This is a genomic window from Deltaproteobacteria bacterium, assembly GCA_016874735.1.
Lineage (GTDB): Bacteria > Bdellovibrionota_B > Oligoflexia > Oligoflexales > CAIYRB01 > CAIYRB01.
Genome location: VGTI01000007.1, coordinates 53,051 through 78,437 on the forward strand (window position 1 = coordinate 53,051; position 25,387 = coordinate 78,437).

The window sequence follows — 25,387 nt, forward strand, 5'->3', positions numbered from 1 at the left end:
TTATGTTCGTGGGTTGAGCAGACGGCTGGTGTCAAACTTTTAGGCAGTTGCCAACTGTCAGCGCTCCAGGCGCTTCAGCGTCAGTTTGAGCGCCCTCACTCTGGCCTGCATGGACTCTACGTCCATGCTAATCGCCGCACTGAGCGAGCAGCGCAGGGCGCGCCGTCGGACCGGGTTTTTCTTATAGCGACGGAAATTCCACGCCGGATGATCTTTGGCCGCGCGGAGGCGTTGACGTGCCTGGCGCAATTTTTTCTCGACGCCACGCCTTAGACTCATGATCTCACTAATGGGCAATGCGGTTAGATCGGGGTCATGCTTGGCGGCCTTCAATATGGTGGCGCGAATGCGCTCAAGTGCCTCAGCATCCCTAGCTGCATAGGCGCGCTGCACTTCGTGCCAGAGTTGTGGGTGTGGCCGCTCCGGATGGAGATCAGGATGGAGGAGGCGCACTAGTTGTTTATAAACATCGCGTAGTTCGCTCTCGCGGCGTGGCTTGCTATCCTGTGGGTGGGGCTCTGTCTCAGGAATCTCGTGGTCCATACCTTGGGGCTCGGACCAAGTCGTGTCTCCCCATAATCTATCAATATCCCCACTATCTTGAGCAGCTTGAATCGTCTTACATGCCGCTCTTAGACTGACTCCTGCATAGGCAGCGTAAGTCTCGATTTCGGCGAGTTGTCGTTCAAGCTGATCTAACTCGCGCTGCAGCAACCGCATCATGCCGAGTGGACCAGCTAACTCCGATTCAAACCACGAGTGAAACTCCGGTATGTCAATGGTTTCGAATGCATGCAGTTTAGCGTGGCTGGAGGCAAGAGCACGCCTGCGGGCCTGATATTTGGCTTCTTCATCCCGGCGCCGCGCGCAACCAGAGATTACAACGAGCCAGTTGCCTGGGACGTTGCCCTCGGATCTACCCGCAGCATGTGAACGTGACGTATCCATGGCCTGAAGCTATTCCGGTCTCACGCTGGCGTCAATGTGACAACGCTGCTGTGATCTGGTAGGGTCGCCCCATGAAAAAGAACGGTGACAAGGCGTGTATAGAAATGACGAGGCGATCGGCACCACTGATGATGTCGATAGCTCTCCTGTTCACGTTGATTAGCACGCTGCCGGCCTGCCATGCTCCTGGGACAGATCCCAGTTTCGCTCGTATCTACGGAGGTATGCCGGTTCCGGACGGGGGATTTGCTGCCGTCGTCGCCGTTGCGATCGGTGACGAGCCGTATCCCTTTTGCACCGGGGTGCTCGTCTCTCCGACTGCCGTGCTGACTGCGGGACACTGCGTCACTGTCCAGTCGCAGGTGGACGACTACGATGCCAACGCTAGGCGTCATCGGCCGTCGGATCTCCGGGTATACGTCGGCAATGCGCTACGAGAGTCTGGTGAGCATCAACGGTTTAGCGTGCGCCAGGTCCATTTACATCCGATGTTACGTGCTAGTCCCATTGGGTATGCTGACTACGCCATCCTGGAGTTAAGTGAGCCAGTGGCTGGAGTCGCCCCCGTGCGCATGGTCCTTGATAACGCCGCTCGTATCCAGGCGCTTAGGCGTGGTCAAGCCACTTTGATTGGGTTTGGCTACCGGGAGTCGTCTCTGTCGGGCGAAAAATATGCTGTCACCACTAAACTACGTTCGCTAAATACTGCCGAAGTCTTGGTTGGCGGTAACGGTCAAGACACTTGCACGGGTGATAGTGGCGGACCCGCTTTGGTTCCGCAAGAGCCAGGCAAGTTGGCGCTTCTAGGTATCGCCTCGCGTGGCCTCAACCTTGCCTGTGGTGATGGTACAGTGGTCGAGTTAACTAGCGCGGCCGCGTGTTGGCTATCGGGGCTAAGAGCATTAGAAGATGGGCCCACGAGCATCGCTGAGTTGGCTGGCTTCTGCCCTAGGGAAGGCAAGCGTTACGCGGATGAGGAACTTGCTGCTACGAGCTTCGAGCGCCTTTGCCATGCGCCTGCCGCGCATCCTGATCAGCGCGCTTCTATTGCAGCGATCATGCAGGCAATGGACACAGCGCATTGTGAGACTGCTGCCGTGCGCCTACAGGCGTCGAACCATTTAAATCTGGACGGCCTAAATCTCAGAGACTTGAGTCCCTTGGCCGGACTGACGCATCTGCGCTACTTGTCGCTCAAGGGCAATGCCATTAGAGATCTAAGTTCACTGCGAACACTCACTAATTTGGTGAGCCTGGAGGTCGAGGGTAACGACATCCGCGATGTTTTTCCCTTACCTGAACTAGTAGCTAAAGGACTCAAGATTAGAGGACTGAAACGGCAAAATTGGAACCACCTGGATACGATGTTTAGACGGCATTGCCGCGCCATGAAAGCTGGCATGATCGACAGTGAGACTGAGCACACGGTGCGCGCGCTTCTTTGGCATGCAAGCAGTGATGACTGTGACAGCGCCAATGCCAGGCTGCTCATGCGGACTAGGCTCAATCTGGCTGGTCGTGGTTTGAGTCGTGTCGGTTCGCTGACGGATTTCACGAACCTGGAACACCTGGATCTTCAAGACAATCCGCTCGTGGACATTACACCTTTGAGCTCACTTGAGAACCTCGAATCCCTCGATCTTCGCGATACTAAGGTCGTTGATACGGCCCCACTCGATGCATTGGTCGCCTCCGGTTTGCACATTTGGCGCTAACTCGCGCAGGTACTGCTATAATTAAATAGATAGAGCAGGCGAGAACCAAAGGTGGACTATCGCCGCCAGCACAGCGGATCATCACCTCCAGCGGGCTATAGGCATGATGCAAACCCAACGAGAGTTCTGGCGCGGATCGATGGTGTTGCTGGGTTGCAACACGCTGGCTGGAATTTTTAACTACGGCTTTCAGGTGCTGGCGGCGCGTCGGCTGGCCGTGGCAGACTACGGCAGTCTCAATCTTTGGATTGCCGATATTACGATAGCGCTATCAGTTGGTACGATTGCGCAGATGACGGCGAATTATTTTCCTTTGAAGGCGACGACGCTGCGCAAGGTCGCTCCCGTGGCTTTAGTCCTAGGGCTAGCAGTCGCCACGAGCATCGTCATGGTGGCAGTGCATGGTGGCTTAAACGATTTAGTTGCCGGTGCCGCAGCGGTGGGACTGGGAGTAATGGCAGGATGGCTCGGTGGTCAGGTGCAGGCCCGCATGCAATTCGCGTTGCTGGGACTCTCCCTAGTATTTGCTGCATTGCTGAAAATCTTAATCGCGGGGCTAGTGCCACCGGGAGCTGGTTCTGCGACTGATGCCCTGACGGCCTACCATCTTGCCGTGGCGATAAGTTTCATAGCTCCGATAATATTGATCGCGTTGCGCTCGCTGACGCATCCGTTTCAGACTGTGCCGCGCGTCGCTGAGGACCGCGTCCAAGCAAAAATCATATGCGCATCGTTGCTGGCTCTGGCGACGGCACTCATACCCCAACTCGACATCATAAACCTGAGACAGTTTCAGACGAGTGAGGTGCTTGGGCAGTATGCGCGCGTGATGCTAGCAGCTAAGGCAATATTTTTCGGTGCGGCAGCGATCTTGCAGGTAGCCTTGCCTTTTCATCTGCGCGCTCAGGACGCCAAGATGGATCGCAGCGCTGGCGGTGCCATAAGACGCACCGAGCTTACGGTGGTCGCTGCGTGTTTTGTGGCATCGGGGCTCGCGGCGGTCCTGTTACCTTGGCTTAGCCTAATTTTTTTGGGATTCGACCTTGGTGGTTACCAGCTCTGGATTCTACTCACGGGATGTATCGCCTCGCTGCAGTTTGCTCTGCTGCAGGAGATTCAGCGCGACTGCGCTAAGCTCGCATGGAAGCGTGCCGCCGTCGTGCTGGCCGCCTTGGGCGTAGTGCTCGTTTGGGGGGCATGGGGGGGCCAGTCCGGGGCGCCTCAGAACGTCGGTCATTACCTAGCTGTTGTGGCTGTTTATTATGCTGCCGTTCTTGGGGTGCGACTTCGTGTCGTTAGGTAACTTAAAAAACCTAGTAAATTCAGATTCTTAAGCTTGTTGTCCGCGTGAAAATCGCTGGACAGCATGACATTTTCCTGGTACGCCCAGTGCCTAAATACTACGTCCGCGTACTATGTAGGTTGTGTTCATGAATCCTAGGTCCGACGATTCCAATTCTCAGCCAGAAATCCTTACTCCTGGTGAGCTGCTGCGCAAGTCTGTGCTCATCTACGGCGTCATGGCGATGATCGGTCTTACCGTGATGCGTTTGGTTCACAATAACTTGGCCTCCTCTTTTGTCTGGCCCCATGACTTAGCGGCTGGTGGTCGTCTCGTGGTGATCGGCGTGGTCGGTGCCGGGTTACTGTTGATAGCCAGTTATTTTTTCGAGGACTGGTTTCCCTCCTACCGAGAGCTTAAGGCACAGGTGACACGTCTGCTTGGCCCGAGCAGTGTGGTGACAGCACTCACACTTTCGCTGATCACGGCCGTGGGTGAGGAGACTCTGTTTCGTGGCGCTCTGCAACCAGTCGCAGGTATTTTTGTCGCCAGCTTGCTCTTCGGTATCCTGCATATGGGTCGCGATGGCCTGCTTTCGGCTTGGAGCTTGTGGGCTTTTTTGGCGGGGCTCTTGCTTGGTTGGATGTACATTGCGACGACCAGTCTTTGGCCCTGTCTCATTGCCCACTTTCTGGTGAACACGGTCTCAATCCTCAACCTGCGACGTAGCTACCGCAATCTGATGACCATTCCCGGTGCTTGCGTGGCGGTGCGGCGCCTCGAACCGGATCATGTGAGCGAGGACGAGTAGCTTTCCGCTTATGATTGCGAAGCATCCTCACATCTGTCTTTTTCAGCCGGAGATCCCGCAAAATACGGGTAGTATCGGGCGTCTTGCTGCCGGTGCCGGGTGTCGCTTGCATTTGATAAGGCCCTTTGGTTTTTCGACCGATGATCGCAATCTCAGGCGCGCGGGTCTCGACTACTGGCCGTTTTTGGATCTAGAGATTCACGATGATTTGGAGTCGCTTCTTGCGATGTTTCCCGGTCGGGTGGCCTTCTTCTCGAAGAGGGCGACCAAAACATACTGGGACATGCCGCCGACGACGGATCTCTTTATCTTCGGGCGGGAGACCAGTGGTCTACCTGACTGGGTGCATCAGCGCTATGCTGAGGATCTCTATCAAATCCCCATGTTTCATCCTGGGGTGCGCAGCCAAAATTTAGCTAATTCTGTGTCTGTAATTGTTTATGACCGCATTCGCAGACTCTACGAAAGCCCGGCATCTGGGCAGCCAAGGTGAATTCATGCAACAGGCAAATCATTTAGTGACCCCAAAGGCTCCTGCTACAGCTTGGCTACACAGCTATGTGGCCCCCTCGCTTCCGAGTGCCACTCCCTACAAGATCGATACGATGGCAGCCGCAATCAAACTCGACCAAAACGAAAGTCCGTGGGACTTGCCGGTTGCCATCAAACAAAAAGTACTCAATCGCCTCATGACGATGGAGTGGAATCGTTACCCATCTGCCTTTGCCGATGAGATAGCTGAAAAGATCGCCAGCAGCGCCGGCTTTGCGCCTGGTACTGTCCTGTTGGGTCCGGGGTCTAACTATCTAGTTGCTCTGATTCTGACGACATTTGGCAAGGGGATCATGAACGGACAAGGCACCTTAGTGGTGGCTCGGCCGTCGTTTCCACTCTATGAGTCACACAGTCGGTACGAGGGTATTCCCTATTCAACGTGGGATCTCAACGCCGATCTCGAGTACGATGTGAATAAGCTGCCGCCGCTGGCGCGCGGCTCCATCGTCATGTTTGCATCGCCCAATAACCCCGTTGGTAATGTACTGCCGCGTCAAACCTTGATTGAACTACTCGAAAGATTCCCCGACACGTTGTTTGTCGCCGATGAGGCGTATTTTGAGTATGCCTCAGAGCCTTACGCAGATCTTTTGGCTGAGTACAGTAACCTGCTTTTGCTCCGCACCTTCTCAAAAACGATGGGCTGTGCCGGTGTTAGGCTAGGCTATGTGGTTGGTCACGAGCAGTATTTGCATCTCCTGCGTAAGCCGCGCCTGCCATTTCTGCTAAACCATTTCACCCTAGCTTGTGCCGACGTGCTCCTGAGTGACGAAGAGACTAAGACGCACCTGCAGCGTATCCGCGAGAATGCTCTTGAGCAGCGCGACCGAGTCTACGTGGCGCTCAAAAATATCGGGCAGACCAAGGGCTTCTTTGTCAAAGATTCTTCGGCCAACTTCCTACTGCTGCGCTGGCCAGACAAGGATCAGGCCTTAGCTGTCTATGCTGGCCTAATCAAAGCCGGAATTTTAGTCCGCAACGTCGGTGCTGCACCGTCCCTAGCGGGATGTTTACGCGTAACTATCGGTGACGAACGTGAGAACGAGGCGCTCATCGCGGCGATGAGTAAGCTCTAGCCTGGTGATAGGATGCGACACCTTGAAGTGGATAATTACAAAAGATCCGTGCTAGCTTGAAATGATATCGCCCGACTTGATGGAAAGGTGTCATGTTCAAACTGTTTGCTAAACCATTATCGCGGGCTGATCAAGACGCTATCGTTTCAGCTAAATTGGTCTGGATACTAAGCCAAGTAAATCCGACGCGAGTTATATTGTTCGGGTCGGCTGCGAGTTATCAAATGACTGATGCATCCGACATCGACTTAATCCTGACTTTTGCCAGTATTGAGGAGCGAGACAGCTCAAGAGTCATGCTTTTTAAATCTCGGCCCAAAGACGATTGGCCACATGACCTTTTACTTTTAACTGAAGAGGAGTTTGCTCAATCCGTGGCAAAAGGTGGCGGCGCTGCTTATTTGGCCAGTCAAGAGGGGCGGGTTCTCTACCAGTCCGGAGGAAATCATGAGTCCGCGTAAACAGGAGCGTCGCTTTGCCAAGGAATACGCGCAGGTCTTGTGGCGCATTGCAGAGGGCGACTTCAGAACCGTATTAGTCTTGGCAAAGGCCTCTGACTACCGAGTCGAAAACGCTTTTTACCTGGCACAGCAATCCATTGAAAAGGCACTCAGGGCAGTATTAGTTCATCGTGGCATCGCCATACCAATGATACATGATTTGTCCGCACTACTCAGTAAACTGCCAGATGACTGTGATTCTCCTTATGGTTACGAACTTAACGCGCTAAGCGAGTACGCAACGATCCGTCGCTATGAGGAAGGCAGCTGGACTCCGACCAGCGAAGAGCTGCAGGATATTTTGACCAAAACAAAAGCAATGTTGGATTGGGCCAAGAGTAAAATCTAATAAGTGCTTCATCCGCGAGGTTTCTTGGTTTCACTGGTCATGGTGACAGCGCCGCCTAGTATGGTCGCGATCACTGGGATATCTTTAATCTTCCGCGGATCTGAGCTTTGGGGGTCGCTGTCAAGAACCACAAAATCGGCGTACTTACCGGCTTCGATACTACCGACTTTGTCCTCGACACCTAGGGTGTACGCAGCGTCTATGGTCACCATGCGCAACGCCTGATACACACTGATTTTTTCGGCGGGAGCGACGAGTTGGCCTGAATAAAGCTCGCGGCGATTCACGGCAAACCACACCTCAGTGAGTGGTAGCGGTGGTGCCACCGGAGTGTCGGTGTGCATCGACACCACGACACCCTCGCGCAGGAGTGTGCCCATGCGTGTGGCTAGCGAGGCGCGGTCCGTGCCGAGTGAGTCGCTTTGCACGTGCGCGCGCATATAACCGTAGGCCGGATTGACACTCACGACGGCGCCGAGAGCCTTGACCTTGCGGGCATCTGAGCTGGATGAAATGCCGTAATGCTCGAACGTGAAACGGTGATCAAAGCGCGGCTTGCGGTTTTGCAACTCTTGCAGCGCCGCCAGAGTAAGAGCGTTACCCAGGCTGCCATTGCTGTGGACGTGAATATGGAAGCCGCTGTCCCAGAATGGACTCATATGATCTGCGAATTCCTTCGTTGACTTGTAGAAAATCACCCCATCGTGCCAATCCGTATAACGCGGATTAGCGACCTTCATGGTGTTCGCAAGGTAGGCATCATCAGCGAAATATTTCACGCCTTTAAAAATCAAATAGTCATTATTTTCTTGCTCGAGAGCGCGCGCTCTGGTTGGGGCCTCTTTACTATAAGCCTCAATCAGGTTGGGGCCGTTAACGATCGTGACTAATCTTTGGTTTCTAAATTTGGACTTCGTGAAGTTTTTCACCAGAGCCACTTCTTGCTCTACGTCTAATGACCCTAAAGACAGTTCACTCATTGTAGTCAAGCCATGCTGCTGGGCTAAGTCGCTCTGATACTGCATGTTGGATAGGAGTTGGCTCGGTTTGAAGACATCGCGCATAGCTGCGCGCATGATCAGAGTTGATGCCGACACACCAAGAAATGAGCCGCTCAGTTCCCCTTGTTCGGTCAGTCCGACACCGAGCGTTTTCTTGGCTGTTGCGAGATCCAAATCGTAATGCTTCAGAGCAGCGGTGTTCGCGAAAACATTATGCTCCGATGAATCCCAAACTAGGATCGGACGTGACTTAGAGACTTTGTCTAAGAACGCGCGATCAATCGGTCCACCCATCGCACTGACATCATAGCCCCAGGCAAAGAGCAGATCAGAGGGATTAGCGAGCTTGCTATCATATTCTTTGAGTTTAACGATCACCTCGTCTTTAGATTTGATGCCAGGGAAAGGTGAATCATAGGCACGCAGCGTCGGCAGTGCGGTCAGCAAATTACTCGCCATCGCCGTACCGCCTAAAATGGGATGGCCGTGTGCTTCGACAAAGCCGGGGTATAAAACCTTATTGGCGAAACGACGATCAATCGTGTGGGGATAGCGTTTGAGCCAAGGTCCTAGCTCTTCAAGCGTTCCGACGGAGAAAATGCGACCGTCCGCAGTAGCTACAGCTGTGGCCTCCGGCAGTCCAGGGTCCATGGTGACGATCTTTTTAGCGACAAACACGTTGAGGTGAGTCGGTTTTGCGATGACTTCGCTGGGGTCATTTGCCGCTATGTCAGCTTGAGCGGATGCGGTGAATGTCTGAGTAGCTAAAAGTAGTGCTAGAGTGATTTGCCGTATGACGTAGCTGAAGTATTGGCGCCCCATGTATAAGCAACCTCATATTTTAAAGTTGCCCAAATTTACAGCGCAAATGTTCGATTTTCTACGAAAAAATTTGAGGTCGTCTTAACTACGGCAACATCCTACGTTGGATGCCGAGCAGCGAGCAATCGTCCTGCGCCCTACTATTTTGGAGATGATGTTGATAGTTTTGCAGTACGAGATCCTTCAGATCTTCCTCGTTTGTAGCCTGCTCCAAGATTTTTTTGATTTCATTGCGGCGCCGTTTAATGTTTTGACCTGGGCCGTTCTCTATCAGGCCGTCTGTTATCAGTAACAGGAGATCACCCGGGTTAAATGAGAAGCGGACGAATTCCACGCTATCTACAAGGCCTAAGGGGTTTCCACGCGCGACAAGTATTTCCGCCTTATTGCCCCTTTTCAGTAATATGGGGACATGTCCTGCGTTGTGATAAAGACCATCTCCCGTCCTGAGGTCGATCACCAAGAATGCCATAGTCATGAGATGATCCGATCTGACACCCGCGGTCGTCACCGCTCGGTTAGCAGCGCGCACGATCACTTCAAGGCATTGTTCAGGGCTGTTCGCTGCGCCGCGCGGCAGCAAATCGTAGGCTGAAGAAATGGCGCCGCATACCGCGCCGGTCACAAGTGCAGCTGGGACACCGTGACCAGTAACATCACCAATCTGCACGTAGAGCCAGTCATTGGTGCGTTCATGGTAGTAGCCGTACCAGTCACCGCCCGTTTCGTCGGCAGAGATATAAGCGGCGCTGATGCCAACGCCGGGAATAGCCCCCGTAGGCGGCAGTAGGGAATTTTGCACGGCTTGCGCTGCCCGCATCTGTCCTTCAAGTCGGACTTTTTCCTTTGCCGTGGTGAGGTGCTGCACATTGCGTATCGAAATGGCACCTTGTGCAGCTATGAGGCTGAGAGTCTTCATCCGCCCTGCGTTAAAGACGCCTTTGCTGAGATCGTTTTCAAGATAGAGGATCCCAACCAGATCACCTTGGTTCTCAATCGGAATACAGGCAATCGAGGCACACTGCGATTTCACGATATAAGGGTCGGTTGCAAATTTGGGGTCTTGCTTTGCATCGTCGAGCACTACGGTTTGCTGCATTCGCAGAGCCAGGTTAACGACGCTGATCGCTAGCTCCTCATTCAAGGTGTCGAGCTGACGCGGACGCAAATCCGCGCTGAATTCCGAGGTCAAAGTAGCGCTGATATGGGAGACCAAGATGGGTCCCTCTTTGATAAGAATAAGTCCGCGCCGCGCACCTGCAGCTTCTAGCGTAATTTTGGCTAGGCTTTGGATGAGTGACTCGATGGTGAGTTCACTTGAAATTGCCTGGCATGCGCGGCAGATGCTTTCAATGTCGAGTGCCTCGCCGAGGTTTGAGTAAGTGGCGGTTATTTTATTTTTGATGGAGGTGGCAATCTCTGGCGACTTAAGAGCGCTAAATTCGGCGTCGAGCAACGCGACTTTAGCCCTGGACCCGGAGGTAGCAAAGAGGTTGCGAGCTTTCCGTAAATAAGCGAGGCCCGAATACTGATCTCCCAACGTCAGGGAATATCGCCCCGATCGCTCATAGGCCAAGGCTTGGAGTGATGAAATGCCGGATTCCGTCGACCATTTTCGTGCCTCCTGGTATTCCCTGAGCGCCAGTGCGTCTTGGCCTCGAAGGCGCGCCATTTCCGCGCCCAGAATGTGGTGAGAAAAGCCGTAGTAGAGTGGGCTGCGTTTGGCAAGTATTTTGACCAAGTTTAGAAATGGCCGCATCTTGAGTGTAGCCATGCGACTGAAGGTTTGACGTGTCATGGCAGCAAAGCGAGCGATGCTGGCGTAGGTACGATTATAAACAAATCCGTAACCTAACCAAGACGTTGACCATTCAAAGGAGGATGCTTTCTTATACTCCTGTACAGACTCTTCGTAGCGGCCAAGGATGGTAAATAGCATATAGCGACACATATGGTAGCCATTGCGCACCATAGCGGACTGATGCTCAAGAACTCTCTGCATAGCTTCATCGTCGGTGATGGCTGGGAGCGGGATGCCACATGGTTTTTCGGTCAGTTCGCTGAGGAAGAGACAGTAGATGCCAAAGTAGAGGGCCATCTGCTCCTGGCGGTATCGCTTAAGTGTAAAATAATATCCTGGTGCGGATTGAAGCAGGTGATCAAGATTTTCTGCAAGGCTCTTGCGAGCAAGCAGGGAGACTACGGCATGCCCGGCAAACTCAAGGTCGCCGTTGGAGATAAATGATCCTAAGAGCTGCTCGAGGGTCTGGATACCCTCTCGCGGAATTTCGCTCCAAGTCCGAAGGATAGAGTGATAGAAGAATGAGGTTCTCAAATAGGTTTTGGTGTAACCACGCTCGCGACTAGTTTCAATCAGAGCTTGCATCATAGCATCAGCTTGATCAAATCGCCTGAACGTACCAGCTAGCACCAAAGCATAACTTGCAATGGAATGGTTGCTCGGCTCAGTCATTCCATACTTTAGGGTCTGGCGCACGCCGCGCATAATAAGCAATGCGACAAGATTTTTGTTTACAAATGCAGCGGCCATGCCAATGTCGGCAGATAGTGATCTTATCGCAATCTGGGTTGGGTCCTTTAATTCTGGCAGCGTCCGTAGCTTTGCAATTTCTCTCGTGTTAAAGGTGATCATCGTACGTAAAGTGTCGAAAAATACCCTAAAACTCGAAGGATGCTCGTTGAGATTGTCACCTAACATCGCCAGACCCTGGCAGCCGATCTGAATAGCCTCTTTATAGCGTGCTGCTTCGGACAGAGCTTGGCACATCGCACTGTAAGCCGGGCTGATCGCTAAGGCATCGGACTTCTTCGCACTACTGATAAGGTTACGAAAAAGAATCTCAAGTTTTTCAGATTGGTCGGCATGGTAAGCAACCTCAATCAAGCGCACATGAAGTTGAAGTGCCGTCTGATAGTCCTCGTCCCATGGCTGCGAACCAAGTGCCCTAAGACCCAGCTCGAATGCCTCATAAGCCGGGTGGTAGGCAGCACCTTTGGCTACAAGATTGCCTGCTTTAAGGCATAATTTTGCCAGATCTAGCCGCTCTTCCTCCGCTAAAAGATCGATAGCGGCGGAAAGGTGGCCGGTTGCCTCAATCAGAAGTCGTGGTTCTTGGGCCCTTGCGAGGAAGCGGCCCACTCTCAAGTGGGCCCTCGTTAGCTCATGATGCGCGAGTAGGTGACGCGCAGTTTCCTGGACGCGGTCGTGGGCGAAGCGAAAGCGCACGTCGATGTCAGCTTCTGCCGTCGCAAGGAGCCTATACTCGGAATCGATGGGAATTAAGATGTCCGCGTTGATAGCGGGCCCAAGCACTTTACCTAGTTGAGGGCCATCAACTTCTAAAACCCCAGCGAGTGACATGAGCGAAAACTCGCGACCGATTAGTGCTGCATGTGCAAGGGCCGAGCGGCAGGAATCATCCAGCCGACGTAGTTCAGCCAAAACAACTTCGATTACATTTTCCGCGATGGGAATGGTGGCAAGCGCCTCAGGATCATAAACAAACCGACGATTGTTCGCATCGAATTTAATGGTACCTCGTTCGTGGATGAGATGAAGTAGTTTAACGATAAAGAAAGGATTGCCAGCGCTTTTCTTGGTGATTAGACGGGCTAGTGGGGCAGCGTTTAGGGTGTCACAGTGTAGGGTATCCGCGACGAGACTAGTGACGGCCTCTAGTCCTAGAGGGCGCAGATCTAGGCGTACTATCTGGACCTCGCGTTCCCTAAGGCGATTTAATGTTATATGCAAGGGATGGCCTTCGCCGACCTCTTCATCACGATAAGCGAAGATGAGCAGGAGCGATTGATCGCCGGTTTTTGAGCCCAGGACCTCGAGAAGCCGTAAAGAGGCACCATCTGCCCACTGCAGGTCATCCAGAAATAGTACGAGGGGACGGCCTGGATCGGCGAAGCAGCATAGGAAGTTTTCGAAGGCAAGGTTGAGGCGGTTCATAGCCTCGAGTGGCGCCAGTGGCGCAATTGGCGGTAAGGGACCCATCAGGAGCGAGAGTTCAGGGACTAAATCGGCAACCACTTGGCCGTTGTCGCCGAGGGCCTTCGTGATTTTTTGGCGCCAGGCCTCAAGCCTTGCATTATCTAGCGACAGAAGGCTAGAGACCAGTGGCTTTAGGGCCTGAGTTAGTGCCAAAAAAGGTGCGTTGCGGATATTTTGCTCAAACTTGCCCGAAGCAAGAAATCCCCCATTTGCAGCACAGTTTCTGACGAGCTCGTGGACCAGGGCCGACTTGCCGATCCCGGAGGGTCCAGTGACCTTGACGATGATTGACTCAGAATTTCTGGCACGCGCAAAGGCGTCGGTGAGCATTGCCACCTCTGCCTCGCGTCCGTAGACGCGCGCAGGAATCATGAAGGATCTAGCAATGTCATTGGCTCCAAGCTCTATGGCAACGTGGGGGGAGCTGAGGCACAAGTTTAGATCGTGTGCGAGGCCGCGCGCCGACTGGTAACGGTGCTCGGCCTCCTTGGCGAGAAGCTTGATAAGAATGCGGCAAAGAAGCGGTGGAAGATTTGGGTAAAGATCCGCAGGTGACGGAGCAGCCCGAGCAATATGGCTATGAATCAGCTCTACAGGGTCAGTGCTCGTAAATGGTAGAGATCCTGTCAGCAGCTGATAGAAGGTCACCCCGAGTGCATATAAGTCGCTGCGCAAATCGACGGGCCGATTCATTCTGCCGGTTTGCTCTGGGGCAATATACGAGAGGGTTCCCTCGATCGTATCAATGCTATCCGCTGTGGTTGTTTCGCGCGAAAGTTTGGTCGCGATGCCAAAGTCGATGATTTGGATCTGGCCGAGATCAGGCGTGGCAATAATATTTGCAGGGCAGATATCTTTATGTATCACTCCGTATTCATGAACTACAGCGAGTGCTTCGGTCATCTTGAGAGCTATCGGAATAAACGATTGCCATTGCCCTTTTGTATCTTTGACTATGGTATCCAGGCTGCGACCACCAATGTCCTCGAAGACGATCGTCCATTGCCCGTCCCAGAGGAGCAGATCGAGGGGGCGGGCAATGTGTGGGCTTTGGAATTCGCTGGATAGAGTGTGCTCGAGGCGAAACCTAGCTAGTTCAGTGGGTGATGGTGGGTCATTCACTAGGATTTTCAGGATGACGGATCGTCCATCGTCGAGACGTCGACCGCGAAGCACCTTGGTGCGTGACCCTTCATAGAGCAGCTCGTCAATTGCGAAGCCTACTTGCTGCTTGGTGTCAAGTGCCATAGGTCACCGGTTTAGGGGGGGGGCGGCTGTTGAGAATGATATTTAACTTTAGTTTACCTGGGCGGAGGGTATGCGGCAATCTCGCATTGGGTGATTCATGATCTTGAAACCTTAACTCGAGAAAGCGTATTCGGAAGATTTTTGGAGCTGTGCCAATGGTGTCTGATCATCGTCGATTGTGCGATTAGACGCAAATTATGAACATTACCGTTCATAATGTGACGATCAAATGAAGTTTTGTTCTGGAGATTCTCCTGGATTCATTTGACACGACTATCATCATCGTATTATCTGGCGGCCTTCATTCAAAGGCCGCTGTAGCTAATTAGTAGGCAAATGGATCCTTGGTTTTGGCGCAAACAATTTAAAATTAGGTGTGAACAATGAAAAAAATGATTTCTGTCTCGGTTGTGGTAATGACGGTTGGTTACTCTACGATGGCAAGCGCTGCGTTTGTTTGTGGATGTTGGGGTAACAAGAGACCGACCAACAATCCAAGTAAAAACTTTTGCGACTACAGTCAGGCGGCGAGCAATAACGGTTGGGGCTGGAATGCAGCGACGCAAAAACCTTGTCCCCCGCAAAACGGCCAAGGCTACTGTGACTACAGCCATGCCGATAGCAACGATGGTTGGGGGTGGAATCCGGTCACGAATACTTCTTGTCGCTAATTGAGACCCGTACGATCCAATTGTGGAACCGACGCCCTTGCGTTGCTTCCACAATTGTGAGCCAGTCCATTTCACAACTGTGAGCCACCCTCCTGGTCAAACCAGGTCAGAATGGATATGTTAAGCAAACTAATCATGTTGCAAAACTAGCGAGGATTTGCGCGATGGACATTTTCCTCTGTGAAGTCTGTCATCGACCTGGTCCAGAGCCCATTTGTTCGCGACGATGCCAAGGTTTAAGGAAACTGAAATCGTCACTTAACACTGCAGAGGTACGCCGAAGAATCTTAGAGCAACTTGCAAAACTCGAAAAGGACTCCAGCATCTGTCCAGGTCGCTTGGCAAAGATAGTTTTAGACAGTATGGAAATTCATTTGAAAGAGGAACGCGATGCACTGAGCATCTTGCGGGAGGACTTGTTTACCATGCGGGATGAGGGTGTTCTTCGATTTTTTCAGAAAAATGTTTTGGTGCCAAAGGCTCGGGGTCCACTTGATCTCAGGGGGCCTTTTCGACTAAAGCCTAAGTGGGGCGCCTCAGTTTGAGCGGTCTAATTCGTGATGCACGTTTCAGGTCTTTTATAAGTGTTACCCAACTTCACCGTTACTTTCTTGGGCATATGGCCATTTTACCCGACTCGTTCCTGGATACCGAATTCTTATATTAGCCGCGCATTTGCTGGACTTTTTGTCCAAAGGATGGGGTCCACCTCAGTACTTGGTTTATCTTTAGGGTGTTCGGGAGGTAATCCCGCGACGTTTAGTGAAAGCGGTCCGGTCTTTATGACTGTTGACCAGGACCTGTTGACAGACGTTTTGGCTACACCGAAACTGAGCGCGGTGGAGATCGAGGCGATGGAAAAGATGTCGGTTACTGAGGTGCTGACTGGCCCCGACCTAAAAATCCCTCCGGGGGCAAGCATAGTCGTAGGCGGGACGCGTATACCTAATTTTGACAAGATTTATTCACAGTGGCAGGTAGATGTAGCTCAGCTCTCGAAAGAGTACAAAACCTGGGGAGCTCTCCGTGCAGCCGTAAAACGCCAAATGGCAAGCCTGAAATCCAAGTCGGTCAAAAATGGGAAGGTAAATAGGTCAGCCAAGTCTGGCTTGAGTCCTGAGGCCGAGGCCGATGCTGAAGCGGAGAACCAGCTTCAACTTCTCGATGATGATATACCGCAATCGCCATCCAAAGGATTACTGGAAACATTAAAGAACAGCTGTGCGGCCCATGCGCTTGCAGCGCCGCTTGGAATTACATGGTCGGTCCGTGGAGCCCATATAGGGTCCGCAAAGGTAGCCGAAAAAACAGCTGAACTCGCTAACGTTCCATGGGTCGCGGCGAGAGCAGCGACTGCGGAGGGTATGGCACGCGCAGAGAGGCAGGCGGCACTCAATGTCATGAGGACCGCTGCAGTCCATGGCCTAAGGTCAGCTAAATGGGCTGCAAGAGCGACGCCAGCCGTTGGTGCTGGCATAGCCGGATTGGACGCGTGGCTTGCCTGGAGAAATTGCTGGGGACAAAAATCGAGCGCTACCACTAAACCTGATGAAGCATCCGCAAATGGCGTAGCTGATGCAAATGTCGGAGCAGTTCCGAGTGCTGGTGCTGGCGAAGAATCGCCGGGTTCTAGTCAACCCACTAACAAAGGTCGCCATCTTATGTGGCAACAGGAACTCACATATTGAGCAAAACATCCACGCCAGGTCAAAGCGACTGGCTTTGCAGCCTCTTCCATAGCTGCTCATCGGGAGCTATGCACGGATCACGCGGTACTTCTGCTAGCTCGTCCTTGTGAGCTACTGATTCTCTGAAGACGTTGTAAGCCCGATAGCAGGTGTCGTGATGCGGATCCTGATAGTCCCCGATGGGGATGAAGTCACGAAAGTTATTTTTGTGAGCACTCTGGCACTGCGCTGCATTGAGTGCCGTGGGATTAGGGTCGTTCCATTGTTTTAGGGAGAAGAAGAACATCTCCATGGCATCGTTTACATTCACGCCGACGTGGGCGCCAAGCTCGAGTGCCACTTCATCAGCCTCTTGTTCGTCAGTGTAATAGCCGAGTCGCTCACTCTGTGCCGTCTTATAGGCTTCGTCGCTGAGTTGATTGCTCTTCTTAATGGCATCTGGCCACATAGGATTTAACTTAGGCAGAAGATCCGCCAAGGTCTTCGCGTCGCCCAAGATGGCTTCAAACGTTCCTTTATCTAAACCCAGCTGGTGGTCTCTGTAGCGCAGTGTTCTGATATCGAGATCCACTTGCTGGCTACATGTGGTGAGCGCGTCTTCGAACTCCTTGTAGAGTGTCCGCGCTACCATGGTTGTCGGTAGAGGGGCATAGGGAAAGGGATAGATCTTATTCCTGTTATCCATGTTGCTTAAACGTTGCGTGACGCCGTCAAGCGCTGCGCAAGCCTCCTCACAGCGCGTCTCCGTACACCAATATTTGGGGAGCCATTCCCAGCTGGTAATGAGTTGGAATAGGCGCGGATGAAACTGTCCCGCGTACTGATCAGTAACGGTGATGTGTTTGAGTTTGCGTATTTTCTTGCCCAGTTCTGCCAGTGGATGAGTCTCGGGTAGCGGTCGTGGGCGCGCCGCCACATTATTTTTGCGGTCTAGTTGATAGAAGTAATTGTAGCGCTGCTCGCCTGCAGAGCTATGGAGGTGGTAATAGTGGCCGAGTTCATGTGCTAGGATGAATGCGACTGACGGCTCGGAGATTTCAAATAGTTTGTCGGTCATCACGATTCTGTTGGAGATTGCTTTATAGCTTAGTTGCGTGATGATTTTCTCGTAGGCGTATGCGGGGAAGGCGTTGCTTTTTTGCAGACAATTGAGATCCATCGACAATTCTAGATTTTTGGTCCCGTTGGCGCCAGGGAATGCGACCACGCATTTAGTACTGTCACCTAGAAAATAATTTAAGACATCATTCAATTGATCGCGGCTAAGGTCTCTCTTAACACAGTTACTTGGCGGCAGGATGACGTATTTATCGTCCTGATTCCGCAGGATGAGTGTTTGCGGTTGTTGATCTGTGATATGCTTGGCGCCGCGGAATTTAACTGCGATATCAACGCAAATATCGACTGATGGTACCATCGCCTGAATGTCGTTTTGTTTAATGAGTAGAGCCTTTGGCTCCGGCGCATCCAGATCAGGATTCATACTTTTGACAATGCGGTGAAAGGCGGATAGCCATTCTTGCATCCTCTTGGTTCGGTCATGGTCATCAGGATACTGTTGGGCGCCCTTTAGCATGTTCATGGTCTGCGCGAGTCTCTCCGGCGTGTCGTCAAGCCAAAGGGCAGCGCCAGTTGGTACAGACGACCAGGCGTTAAAGTCGTGCAACTTTGATCTTTTCGCTGGCGAGGCTTTGCACACTGGACTCGTCCTGCTGAGCGCCCCCGAGGCTTTTGAGGTTGTTTTGCACGAGGCTAGTACGAGAGTTGCTAAGGCGAAAGTCAGTAGTCGTGCCATGAGAGTTTAGCTCCTTGAGTCCAAAGTACCGGCGGTCGGAGTTGTGCTCCCAACTTTGACGCTAGCTAAGCGCAACCATTGGATTATCGGCACTGTGAGCTATCGTCTTGAGAACGGTAGTGTAAATGACTAGCTCATCCCAGCATATCGAGAGATTCATGGAGATTTATGAAGATTCGTCGTGAACTGCAAAATCCAGGGTTGAGCCTTAATCTGCCGGCATGAATTTGGCGAGAAAGGACTCTCAGCCGCCTAAACAACTAATCAGCACCTCACGCAGCGAGTGACCAGAGCCCGGCAGCTTAGTCCGCGTCAGGCCGTCGTAGCCGCTATCACCTGATTCTTGGGCTTGGTTCAAAAAAGAAACTAAATCGTGTGCCGTTCCGCTGATTGGCACCGTGCAGGCGAAGGTTCTGGCGATGGGAGTGAGTGTGCCATCAGCACGATTTATGGTGGCGGCGCTGCCTGCAAAGATCCATAGGCACTGGCCCAGCACTCCGTCGGACTTGCGTACCGCGCAGGTCCACGAAAGTGGTTGCAGATTAGCATAGTCACCGGCGCAAAAAGTATCCCCGCAAGCCGCTGCAAACTGAGCGGCCAAGGCTGCAGTAGCGGATTGCAGTGCCGCAGGGGCAAAATCCGGACTATCGCTTGTGGTTGCCAGATAGGTCTCTGCGTCGGTATAGGAATCTGTAGCTTCCGGACTGGCGGGGGTGATTGAGGAGGGTAAGAGTAGGCTCAGGGCCAGATTTACAATTCTTTTACGCATGAAAGCACCGTCTCGGTCTGCTGCAAAGAGTTGGTGAAATCGGTGGCAGCTCTCGATACTTAGCCCAACTCTCGTCAATAAGCGAGCGACATGATGAGTGATTTTTCCTCATCTTCTGGTTTTTGTCGGGGCGCTCAGGCGCCACTAAGTACCCGTGCGGGCGATCAATTTTCAAGCGAGATGGGACTATGAGTAATAGATAAGAAAGGGAGCGTCCGCGCTTACTCGGAGAAGGGTTTCACTGTATGAGAAGTGTTGCCGAGAAGGGGTAAAAACGCTTAATCTTAAAGGTATCTTTACTCGGCGATAGGCAGAGGAGTGACGGAATGCGGGTAGCTTCTACATGCATGCGTTGGCTGATTCTATGCGCAGTCTTTAGCTTCGGGTGTGGTCGGGAATCACCAAATCACGTTGCGGGTCAGCGCTCGAAAGCGAAGGGCGACGAGCAACTACTGACTAAATACCCAGTTGTTTTGCTGCATGGGTTCTTCGGTTGGCAGCAAGTATTTCATATCGACTATTTCTACCAGGTTCCAAAGCATCTGCGCAAACTTGGCTACAAAGTCTATGCAACGCAGGTGACACCGATTCATACGGTCGAGACGCGCACCAATCAACTGGCACCACAGATCGATAAGATTTTGGCCGAGACAGGTGCAGAGAAAGTAAACCTGATTGCCCATTCTATGGGTGGCTTAGACGGGCGTTACTTGATCTCCGTCATGGGCTACGGTGATCGAGTAGCATCTCTAACGTCCATCGCAACACCACATGGCGGATCGTTGATTGCGGATGCTCTGCTTGGAGTCGTTGACGCAGGCAACGAGGTGAAGGTAGCAGCTAACTCGATTCTGCGCGGCACCAATCACCTAATCAAACACGAGATGAACTTGGCTGATGTCGGACCGGTCGATTTGAACGGTGCTCTCTACAACCTCTCGACCAAGTTTGTGAACGAGATCTTTGCCGACATGTGTCCGGATGATTCTCGGGTTTACTACCAATCGTGGAGTGGAGCCGCTAGTTTCCGCCATCGCTTCAAGCCTGACATCTTCGATCCGATCGTCGCCGTGGCGCATCGCTTCATCGAGAAGACCCAAGGACCCAACGACGGTCTCGTGTCGGCGACCAGCGCCTTGCACGGCGTTGATCGCGGTGTGGTCCCGGGTGATCACTTAGACGAAATTGGCCAACTCCTAGGTCGCGCCCCTGAGGGCTTCGACCATAAGAAGTTCTACCAAGATATCGTCGAAGACTTAGCCGCTCGCGGCTACTAAGGTGAGTTGCTCGCGGCGAAGTGCGCCGCTCCCAGCAGCGGTGCATGCGCCTCCGTGATCACCTTGATGGGCATGGCGTCGAGTATCTCGAGAAACCGCCCCTTAGCGCGGAAACCGGCGACAAAATCGCCACCGCTCAGGTAGGGCAGGATGCGTGGCGCAATGCCGCCACCAATATAAACTCCACCGGTCGCCAGCAGCTTGAGCGCCATATTGCCGGCCTCAGCCCCGTACAGCTCAGCAAACCACTTGAGCAAATTCTGGGCGATAGATTCACCACGATCGGCAGCAGAAATGATGGCTGCGCCGATGTCTAGGCGATCACCAACTGCGTCTAAAAGGGCTGGTGACACGGGGTCACCTCGCTCACGCATGTAGTCAAACATGTTGCGAAACCCACATTGCCCCGACACGACGCGCTCCCAGCTCACATGACCCTGGTAGCGCTGCTGGAGAAAGCGCGCCAGCTCAAGATCGCGTTGGGTCACTGGAGCAAAGGTCGCGTGACCGCCCTCGGACGGCAGCACCGTGTACCTTGGGCCCTGCGGCACCAAGACGGCCTCACCCAGGCCAGTGCCGGCAGCGATCAGCACGCGGGGCCCTGGTCCAGGCTCGCCCTGCTGAATGGTGATTAGATGGGTATCGGGTAGGTGAGGGACCGCATAACCCAGGGCCTGCAGGTCATTCAGTAGGTGCACTGGTGCCTTGACTGCCGCTGCTATGGCATCGGCGTCAATCGACCAGGCAACGTTGGTGAGGCTCACATAGCGGCCATGAACCGGACCGGCGACACCTATCGCGATCCCTCGCAGCGGCGGGATGCGTCCACCAAAGTGGGCCTCGATCATGTGTAGGAGGCTAGCTGCGGCCTCAGTGTGATGACGACTGAGATGAGTCTCGCGTAACTGGTCGCCCTGGCAGTCGTAACTCCCCATGGCAACCTTGGTTCCACCAATATCGATGGCTAAAATCATGTGCTTTACCTCCTACCAGCCTCCGGGCACCAGGGTACCCGGACGGTTGTTTAGAGTTTAGCGTGCGGTGCGACTTGCAGCCCGCCCCACGCTCTCGTAGTAAAAGCCGAGGTCCTCAAGGACCCGCTGGCTGTATTGGTTGCGGAGATCGAATACGGCTAAATTGCGCATGAGGCCCTTGGCCTTATCCCAATTGGGGCGCTTGTACTCGCTCCATTCGGTGACCAGTACGACAGCGTCTGCACCGCGCAGAGCGTCGTAGGCGGAGTTGGCGTAGGTCAGGCCTGCCAGCTCACCCATCTCAAATTTGAAATTGGCCAGACCCTCGGGGTCATGACCGACGACGCTGGCACCGCTCCCGATCAGGAACTTGGCAATCGTCTTAGCTGGAGAGTCACGGACATCGTCGGTGCCTGGTTTGAAAGCAAGGCCCCACAGCGCCACCCGCTTGCCCTCGAGCGAGCCGAAGTGTTTTTTAACCTTACCTGCCACCCAGTTCTTCTGCTGCTCATTGGCGGCGGTCACGGCCGTCAGGACTTTGAGTTCTATCTGATTCTCGATCGCTGTACGGACTAATGCCGCCACATCTTTGGGGAAACAGGATCCGCCGTAGCCTGGTCCCGCATAGAGGAACTTGCGGCCGATCCGGGGGTCGGCACCCATGCCGCGCCGTACATGGTCGATATCAGCCCCGACGGCCTCACACAGGCGGGACAGCTCGTTCATGAAGCTGATCCGTGTCGCCAGCATGGCGTTGGCACCGTACTTGGTCAGCTCAGAAGAGCGACGATCCATCACGAATAGCCGGCCTGGGTCATCCAGGATGAAGGGGCGGTACATTTCGCGGAAGACCTCAGTCGCCGCCTCGTCATCGACGCCGACGATGATGCGGTCGGGCTTCATGAAGTCGTCGATCGCTGTACCTTCCTTCAGAAACTCGGGATTGGACGCCACCGTGAGGCTTAGTTTGCTCTGCCGTGCCGCTAGCTCGGCGCGCAGAATATTCTCAACAATATCGCAGGTTCCTACAGGTACCGTAGACTTAACGACGACCAGGAGATCGCCGTCCGCCAGGCGGCCGATGCTCTGCGCCACCGCTTTGACATACTGGAGGTCGGCTGACCCGTCCTCGCCCTGGGGGGTACCGACGGCGATAAAGGCACAGGAGCTACCCTTAAGGGCCGCTGCCAGATCGGTTGTAAAGCTCAGACGCTCGTGCTCGATATTACGCTTGAGGAGGTTGTCTAGCCCTGGTTCGTAGATTGGCGGCTCGCCCTTCTTGAGTTTGGCGACCTTGTCGGCATTGGCATCCACGCAGACGACCGTGTGTCCGACTTCTGCCAGGCAAACACCGGTCACAAGTCCGACGTAGCCACTACCGATGACGGTGATTTGCATTGCGAGCTCCTATCTTGCCGCTAACCGGCGGCGCTTAATCTTTGAGGAGGCAAATTTAGCGATCTAGTCTAGGAAGAACAAGTAGAAACACCTCTTTGCTCGGGTATCATGCCTCCCGCTTCGTTGCTCCCCCCAGACTGCGAATGCTACAATGAAGGTATCGCTGCATCCACACGAGCCTAATGCGGCCCCAATGCCAGGGGTGCTGCCTGAACGACCGCCCACCGCCATTTATCGGGCAATAGGGAATTATGTCAGAAGAAAAAACCATCATTGCCGAGAACCCGAATCTGACGATTCTCCAAGGTGCTAAGCGCAAGAACGCCTGCGTCGTGCAGTACAGTGGCGCTAAGCTCGGCAAACGGTATCCACTGAGCGAGCCGGTCAACGTCATTGGCCGGTCCCCGAGCGTCCAGATCATCATCAACGAAGCCAGTGTTTCCCGTCAGCATGCCAGACTTGTAGTTATCGGTGACAACGTCGTTGTCGAAGATATGGGTAGCTCCAACGGTACCTTCGTTAATGACGTGCGCACCGACGGTCAGAGCCAGCTTAAGGACGGCGACATCATTCGGCTCGGGACCGTGCTCCTAAAGTTCTTTGCTCATGACAATGTTGACAGCGTGATGCACGACAAAATCTACCGCATGGCGACCATCGATGCTGGGACGCAGATCTTCAATAAACAATATCTGCTGGATGCACTCGAGGCTGAGATCAAGTTCAGCCGGACGTACGGCCGCGATCTTTCGATCATTTATTACGATCTCGATCACTTTAAACCGGTTAATGATAACTACGGCCACAATGCTGGTGACTATATTCTGCGTGAAAGTGCAGCATTAGTGCGTACGGCAGTGCGTAAGGACGATATACTCGGACGTTTTGGTGGCGAGGAGTTTGTTATCATACTCCCTAACACTGATGCACGCACTGCTACGGAGCTAGCCGAGAGAATTAGGCACAAGCATGAGACTTTTGAGTTTATGGTCGAATTTGAAAAAGATGGTGCACAGCAACGCGTCAATCATCGGCAAACTATCTCCATCGGTGTGGCCCAGCTCAGGCCACCGGTCGCTACGACCAAAGAATTCCTCGAAATCGCTGACAAGAAACTGTACACATCAAAACAGACCGGACGTAATCGTGTGACGACCTAACTCTACGAGCGTCGTCGCCAAAGCTTGGAGTAAGTCATGGTTCTGGTGAGGCCGCGCTTGGTAAGGGCTTTAACGTTGGTGGTAAGTCTCTTGACGCTGCCAGCTTGCCTGTCTTCGGTTGAATCAGATGTGACCATCACCCCGTCAGTCAAGGACGACGCGGTGTACCAGGATGCTCTGAAAAAATCGACGCGTGAGCGTACGATTTATAAAGATTTTGAAACCGTAGCGATCGTCCACGCCACCTATCTTTCCCCTGAGTTCAGGGCGGCTTTTGCTGACCGCCTCAACCGGGTGTTTAAACGTGGCGAGGTACAGTTTGACGAGGCCAAAGATCGGGCTGCGTTCTTTGTCAGCGTCGAGGTGCCAGGGATTTGGTTTGATCGCAATGATCTTGCTGATACCCACCTGTGGTCAGTCATGATGGAGACGGAGCAAGGACCTGTCAAACCTGTCGTCATCAAGCGGATTCGTGACAAGGAGAGATGGCGCCCATTCTTCTCGCACCTGACGGAATGGAGCGGCGAATTTCTTGTCATATTTGACACTCCTTCGATCAATGCAAATTCCGACCAAATGGTCGTCAAGACGCCTGTAAAATTGATGATTGCGAATGCAGAAGCGCAACTAAACCTCGTTTGGTGACCGACGCTCTGCCACTATTTTGGCGACACTTCCGTCGGCAAAAATGACGCAATCGCAAAGAAGGATTGAGGATTTACCCGGGCTGAGTGGAAATCCCTAGAACCCTTATGGGCCAAGGATTTGACACGTGGCATACCATTCCTGATAAACTAGTAAGTACCGACTCGCACATCAGTCCGATTCTTCATGCCAGCACCCAATTGCTAGGGAGCCCGTAGGTATGCTGCAGTACCGTGCCACTGATATTCTTCTAGAGTTAATCGAGCTCACACATGAGCGGATTGACGAGGTGCGTTGTCAGGTAGCTTACTACCGTGTCAGCGTCTACAAAGGTGAGACGGCCGAGCAGATCACGACCAAACTTGGTCAGATTGAGCGCGTGAGCAAGATTTTCGGTGACGACCATCTGGTCGACGCATTTTCCGATTACGTGGCTCTCGAGGACGCCAATGGGCAGCTTTGCGCGCCTGGTGAGTGCTCGTTCACGCGCCGCGTGACGACGTTGCTCCATGCGGTAGAATTGCATTTAGCGCGTCTTTACCGTGGCCTCATGACGCATAGCTTTACCCGCGATGCGGCTGTTCTGGCAGACGCTTTGAAAGAGGCACGCCACGATGTCTTGGCGCTGTGCCATACGGGCTCCCGCCAGTGGAGCTTCTTCCAGTCGTTTGAGTGAGGTTACTTC

Annotated in this window: 21 protein-coding genes; 14 read left to right on the forward strand and 7 right to left on the reverse strand. The window is 53.2% G+C overall.

Annotated elements, in window-relative coordinates:
- Positions 1 to 57: 57 nt before the first annotated feature.
- On the reverse strand, positions 58 to 948 hold the full coding sequence (locus tag FJ146_06185) for a hypothetical protein (protein MBM4251541.1): 891 nt from the start codon (positions 946 to 948) through the stop codon (positions 58 to 60).
- 71 nt (positions 949 to 1,019) lie between these two features.
- Between FJ146_06185 and FJ146_06190 the strand changes: the two genes are divergently transcribed.
- From FJ146_06190 to FJ146_06220, 7 genes are all read left to right on the forward strand, one after another.
- Complete coding sequence (locus FJ146_06190) at positions 1,020 to 2,663, forward strand: trypsin-like serine protease (GenBank protein MBM4251542.1); 1,644 nt, start codon at positions 1,020 to 1,022, stop codon at positions 2,661 to 2,663.
- A gap of 103 nt (positions 2,664 to 2,766) precedes the next feature.
- On the forward strand, positions 2,767 to 3,966 hold the full coding sequence (locus tag FJ146_06195) for a hypothetical protein (GenBank protein MBM4251543.1): 1,200 nt from the start codon (positions 2,767 to 2,769) through the stop codon (positions 3,964 to 3,966).
- A gap of 127 nt (positions 3,967 to 4,093) precedes the next feature.
- Positions 4,094 to 4,756, forward strand: coding sequence for a CPBP family intramembrane metalloprotease (locus FJ146_06200; protein ID MBM4251544.1), 663 nt, complete (start codon positions 4,094 to 4,096; stop codon positions 4,754 to 4,756).
- 10 nt (positions 4,757 to 4,766) lie between these two features.
- Positions 4,767 to 5,249, forward strand: a complete 483-nt coding sequence (locus FJ146_06205; protein MBM4251545.1) for a tRNA (cytidine(34)-2'-O)-methyltransferase — start codon at positions 4,767 to 4,769, stop codon at positions 5,247 to 5,249.
- Entirely contained in the window at positions 5,197 to 6,387 is a 1,191-nt protein-coding gene (locus tag FJ146_06210) for a histidinol-phosphate aminotransferase family protein (protein MBM4251546.1), read from the forward strand. The genes FJ146_06205 and FJ146_06210 overlap by 53 nt, the downstream gene beginning before the upstream one ends.
- Positions 6,388 to 6,479: 92 nt before the next feature.
- On the forward strand, positions 6,480 to 6,848 hold the full coding sequence (locus FJ146_06215; protein ID MBM4251547.1) for a nucleotidyltransferase domain-containing protein: 369 nt from the start codon (positions 6,480 to 6,482) through the stop codon (positions 6,846 to 6,848).
- Entirely contained in the window at positions 6,835 to 7,236 is a 402-nt protein-coding gene (locus FJ146_06220) for a HEPN domain-containing protein (GenBank protein MBM4251548.1), read from the forward strand. The genes FJ146_06215 and FJ146_06220 overlap by 14 nt, the downstream gene beginning before the upstream one ends.
- Before the next feature lie 8 nt (positions 7,237 to 7,244).
- Here the strand turns inward: FJ146_06220 and FJ146_06225 are convergent, their stop codons facing one another.
- On the reverse strand, positions 7,245 to 8,888 hold the full coding sequence (locus FJ146_06225) for an amidohydrolase (GenBank protein ID MBM4251549.1): 1,644 nt from the start codon (positions 8,886 to 8,888) through the stop codon (positions 7,245 to 7,247).
- 256 nt (positions 8,889 to 9,144) lie between these two features.
- Positions 9,145 to 14,325, reverse strand: coding sequence for a GAF domain-containing protein (locus tag FJ146_06230; GenBank protein ID MBM4251550.1), 5,181 nt, complete (start codon positions 14,323 to 14,325; stop codon positions 9,145 to 9,147).
- 383 nt (positions 14,326 to 14,708) lie between these two features.
- On the opposite strand from FJ146_06230, the gene FJ146_06235 reads away from it, so the two are divergent.
- The 3 genes from FJ146_06235 (at position 14,709) to FJ146_06245 (ending at position 16,684) form a co-directional block, all read left to right on the forward strand.
- Positions 14,709 to 14,996 (forward strand): hypothetical protein, encoded by a 288-nt coding sequence (locus tag FJ146_06235; protein MBM4251551.1) that lies wholly within the window; start codon positions 14,709 to 14,711, stop codon positions 14,994 to 14,996.
- 164 nt (positions 14,997 to 15,160) lie between these two features.
- Positions 15,161 to 15,541 carry a DUF3253 domain-containing protein gene (locus tag FJ146_06240; GenBank protein MBM4251552.1) on the forward strand — a complete coding sequence of 127 codons (381 nt, stop codon included), beginning with the start codon at positions 15,161 to 15,163 and terminating at the stop codon, positions 15,539 to 15,541.
- A gap of 309 nt (positions 15,542 to 15,850) precedes the next feature.
- The gene (locus FJ146_06245; protein ID MBM4251553.1) at positions 15,851 to 16,684 is read left to right on the forward strand and encodes a hypothetical protein; all 834 of its coding nucleotides are present in this window, start codon (positions 15,851 to 15,853) and stop codon (positions 16,682 to 16,684) included.
- Between the two features lie 19 nt (positions 16,685 to 16,703).
- On the opposite strand, the gene FJ146_06250 is transcribed toward FJ146_06245, so the two are convergent.
- On the reverse strand, positions 16,704 to 18,479 hold the full coding sequence (locus FJ146_06250) for a hypothetical protein (GenBank protein ID MBM4251554.1): 1,776 nt from the start codon (positions 18,477 to 18,479) through the stop codon (positions 16,704 to 16,706).
- 244 nt (positions 18,480 to 18,723) lie between these two features.
- Positions 18,724 to 19,248 carry a hypothetical protein gene (locus FJ146_06255; protein ID MBM4251555.1) on the reverse strand — a complete coding sequence of 175 codons (525 nt, stop codon included), beginning with the start codon at positions 19,246 to 19,248 and terminating at the stop codon, positions 18,724 to 18,726.
- A 326-nt stretch (positions 19,249 to 19,574) separates the two neighbouring features.
- On the opposite strand from FJ146_06255, the gene FJ146_06260 reads away from it, so the two are divergent.
- A complete protein-coding gene (locus FJ146_06260; protein MBM4251556.1) occupies positions 19,575 to 20,525 on the forward strand; it encodes a triacylglycerol lipase in 951 nt (316 codons plus the stop codon).
- Here the strand turns inward: FJ146_06260 and FJ146_06265 are convergent.
- Together FJ146_06265 and FJ146_06270 are read right to left on the reverse strand one after the other, a co-directional pair.
- Positions 20,522 to 21,499 carry an ROK family protein gene (locus tag FJ146_06265; GenBank protein MBM4251557.1) on the reverse strand — a complete coding sequence of 326 codons (978 nt, stop codon included), beginning with the start codon at positions 21,497 to 21,499 and terminating at the stop codon, positions 20,522 to 20,524. The two genes, FJ146_06260 and FJ146_06265, sit on opposite strands and share 4 nt — an antisense overlap.
- A gap of 57 nt (positions 21,500 to 21,556) precedes the next feature.
- Positions 21,557 to 22,897, reverse strand: a complete 1,341-nt coding sequence (locus FJ146_06270) for a UDP-glucose/GDP-mannose dehydrogenase family protein (protein MBM4251558.1) — start codon at positions 22,895 to 22,897, stop codon at positions 21,557 to 21,559.
- 251 nt (positions 22,898 to 23,148) lie between these two features.
- On the opposite strand from FJ146_06270, the gene FJ146_06275 reads away from it, so the two are divergent.
- The 3 genes from FJ146_06275 to FJ146_06285 all read left to right on the forward strand — a co-directional run bounded on the left by FJ146_06275 (position 23,149) and on the right by FJ146_06285 (position 25,378).
- A complete protein-coding gene (locus FJ146_06275; GenBank protein ID MBM4251559.1) occupies positions 23,149 to 24,057 on the forward strand; it encodes a GGDEF domain-containing protein in 909 nt (302 codons plus the stop codon).
- A 36-nt stretch (positions 24,058 to 24,093) separates the two neighbouring features.
- Complete coding sequence (locus FJ146_06280; GenBank protein MBM4251560.1) at positions 24,094 to 24,702, forward strand: hypothetical protein; 609 nt, start codon at positions 24,094 to 24,096, stop codon at positions 24,700 to 24,702.
- A 220-nt stretch (positions 24,703 to 24,922) separates the two neighbouring features.
- Positions 24,923 to 25,378, forward strand: a complete 456-nt coding sequence (locus FJ146_06285) for a hypothetical protein (protein ID MBM4251561.1) — start codon at positions 24,923 to 24,925, stop codon at positions 25,376 to 25,378.
- Positions 25,379 to 25,387 lie beyond the last annotated feature (9 nt).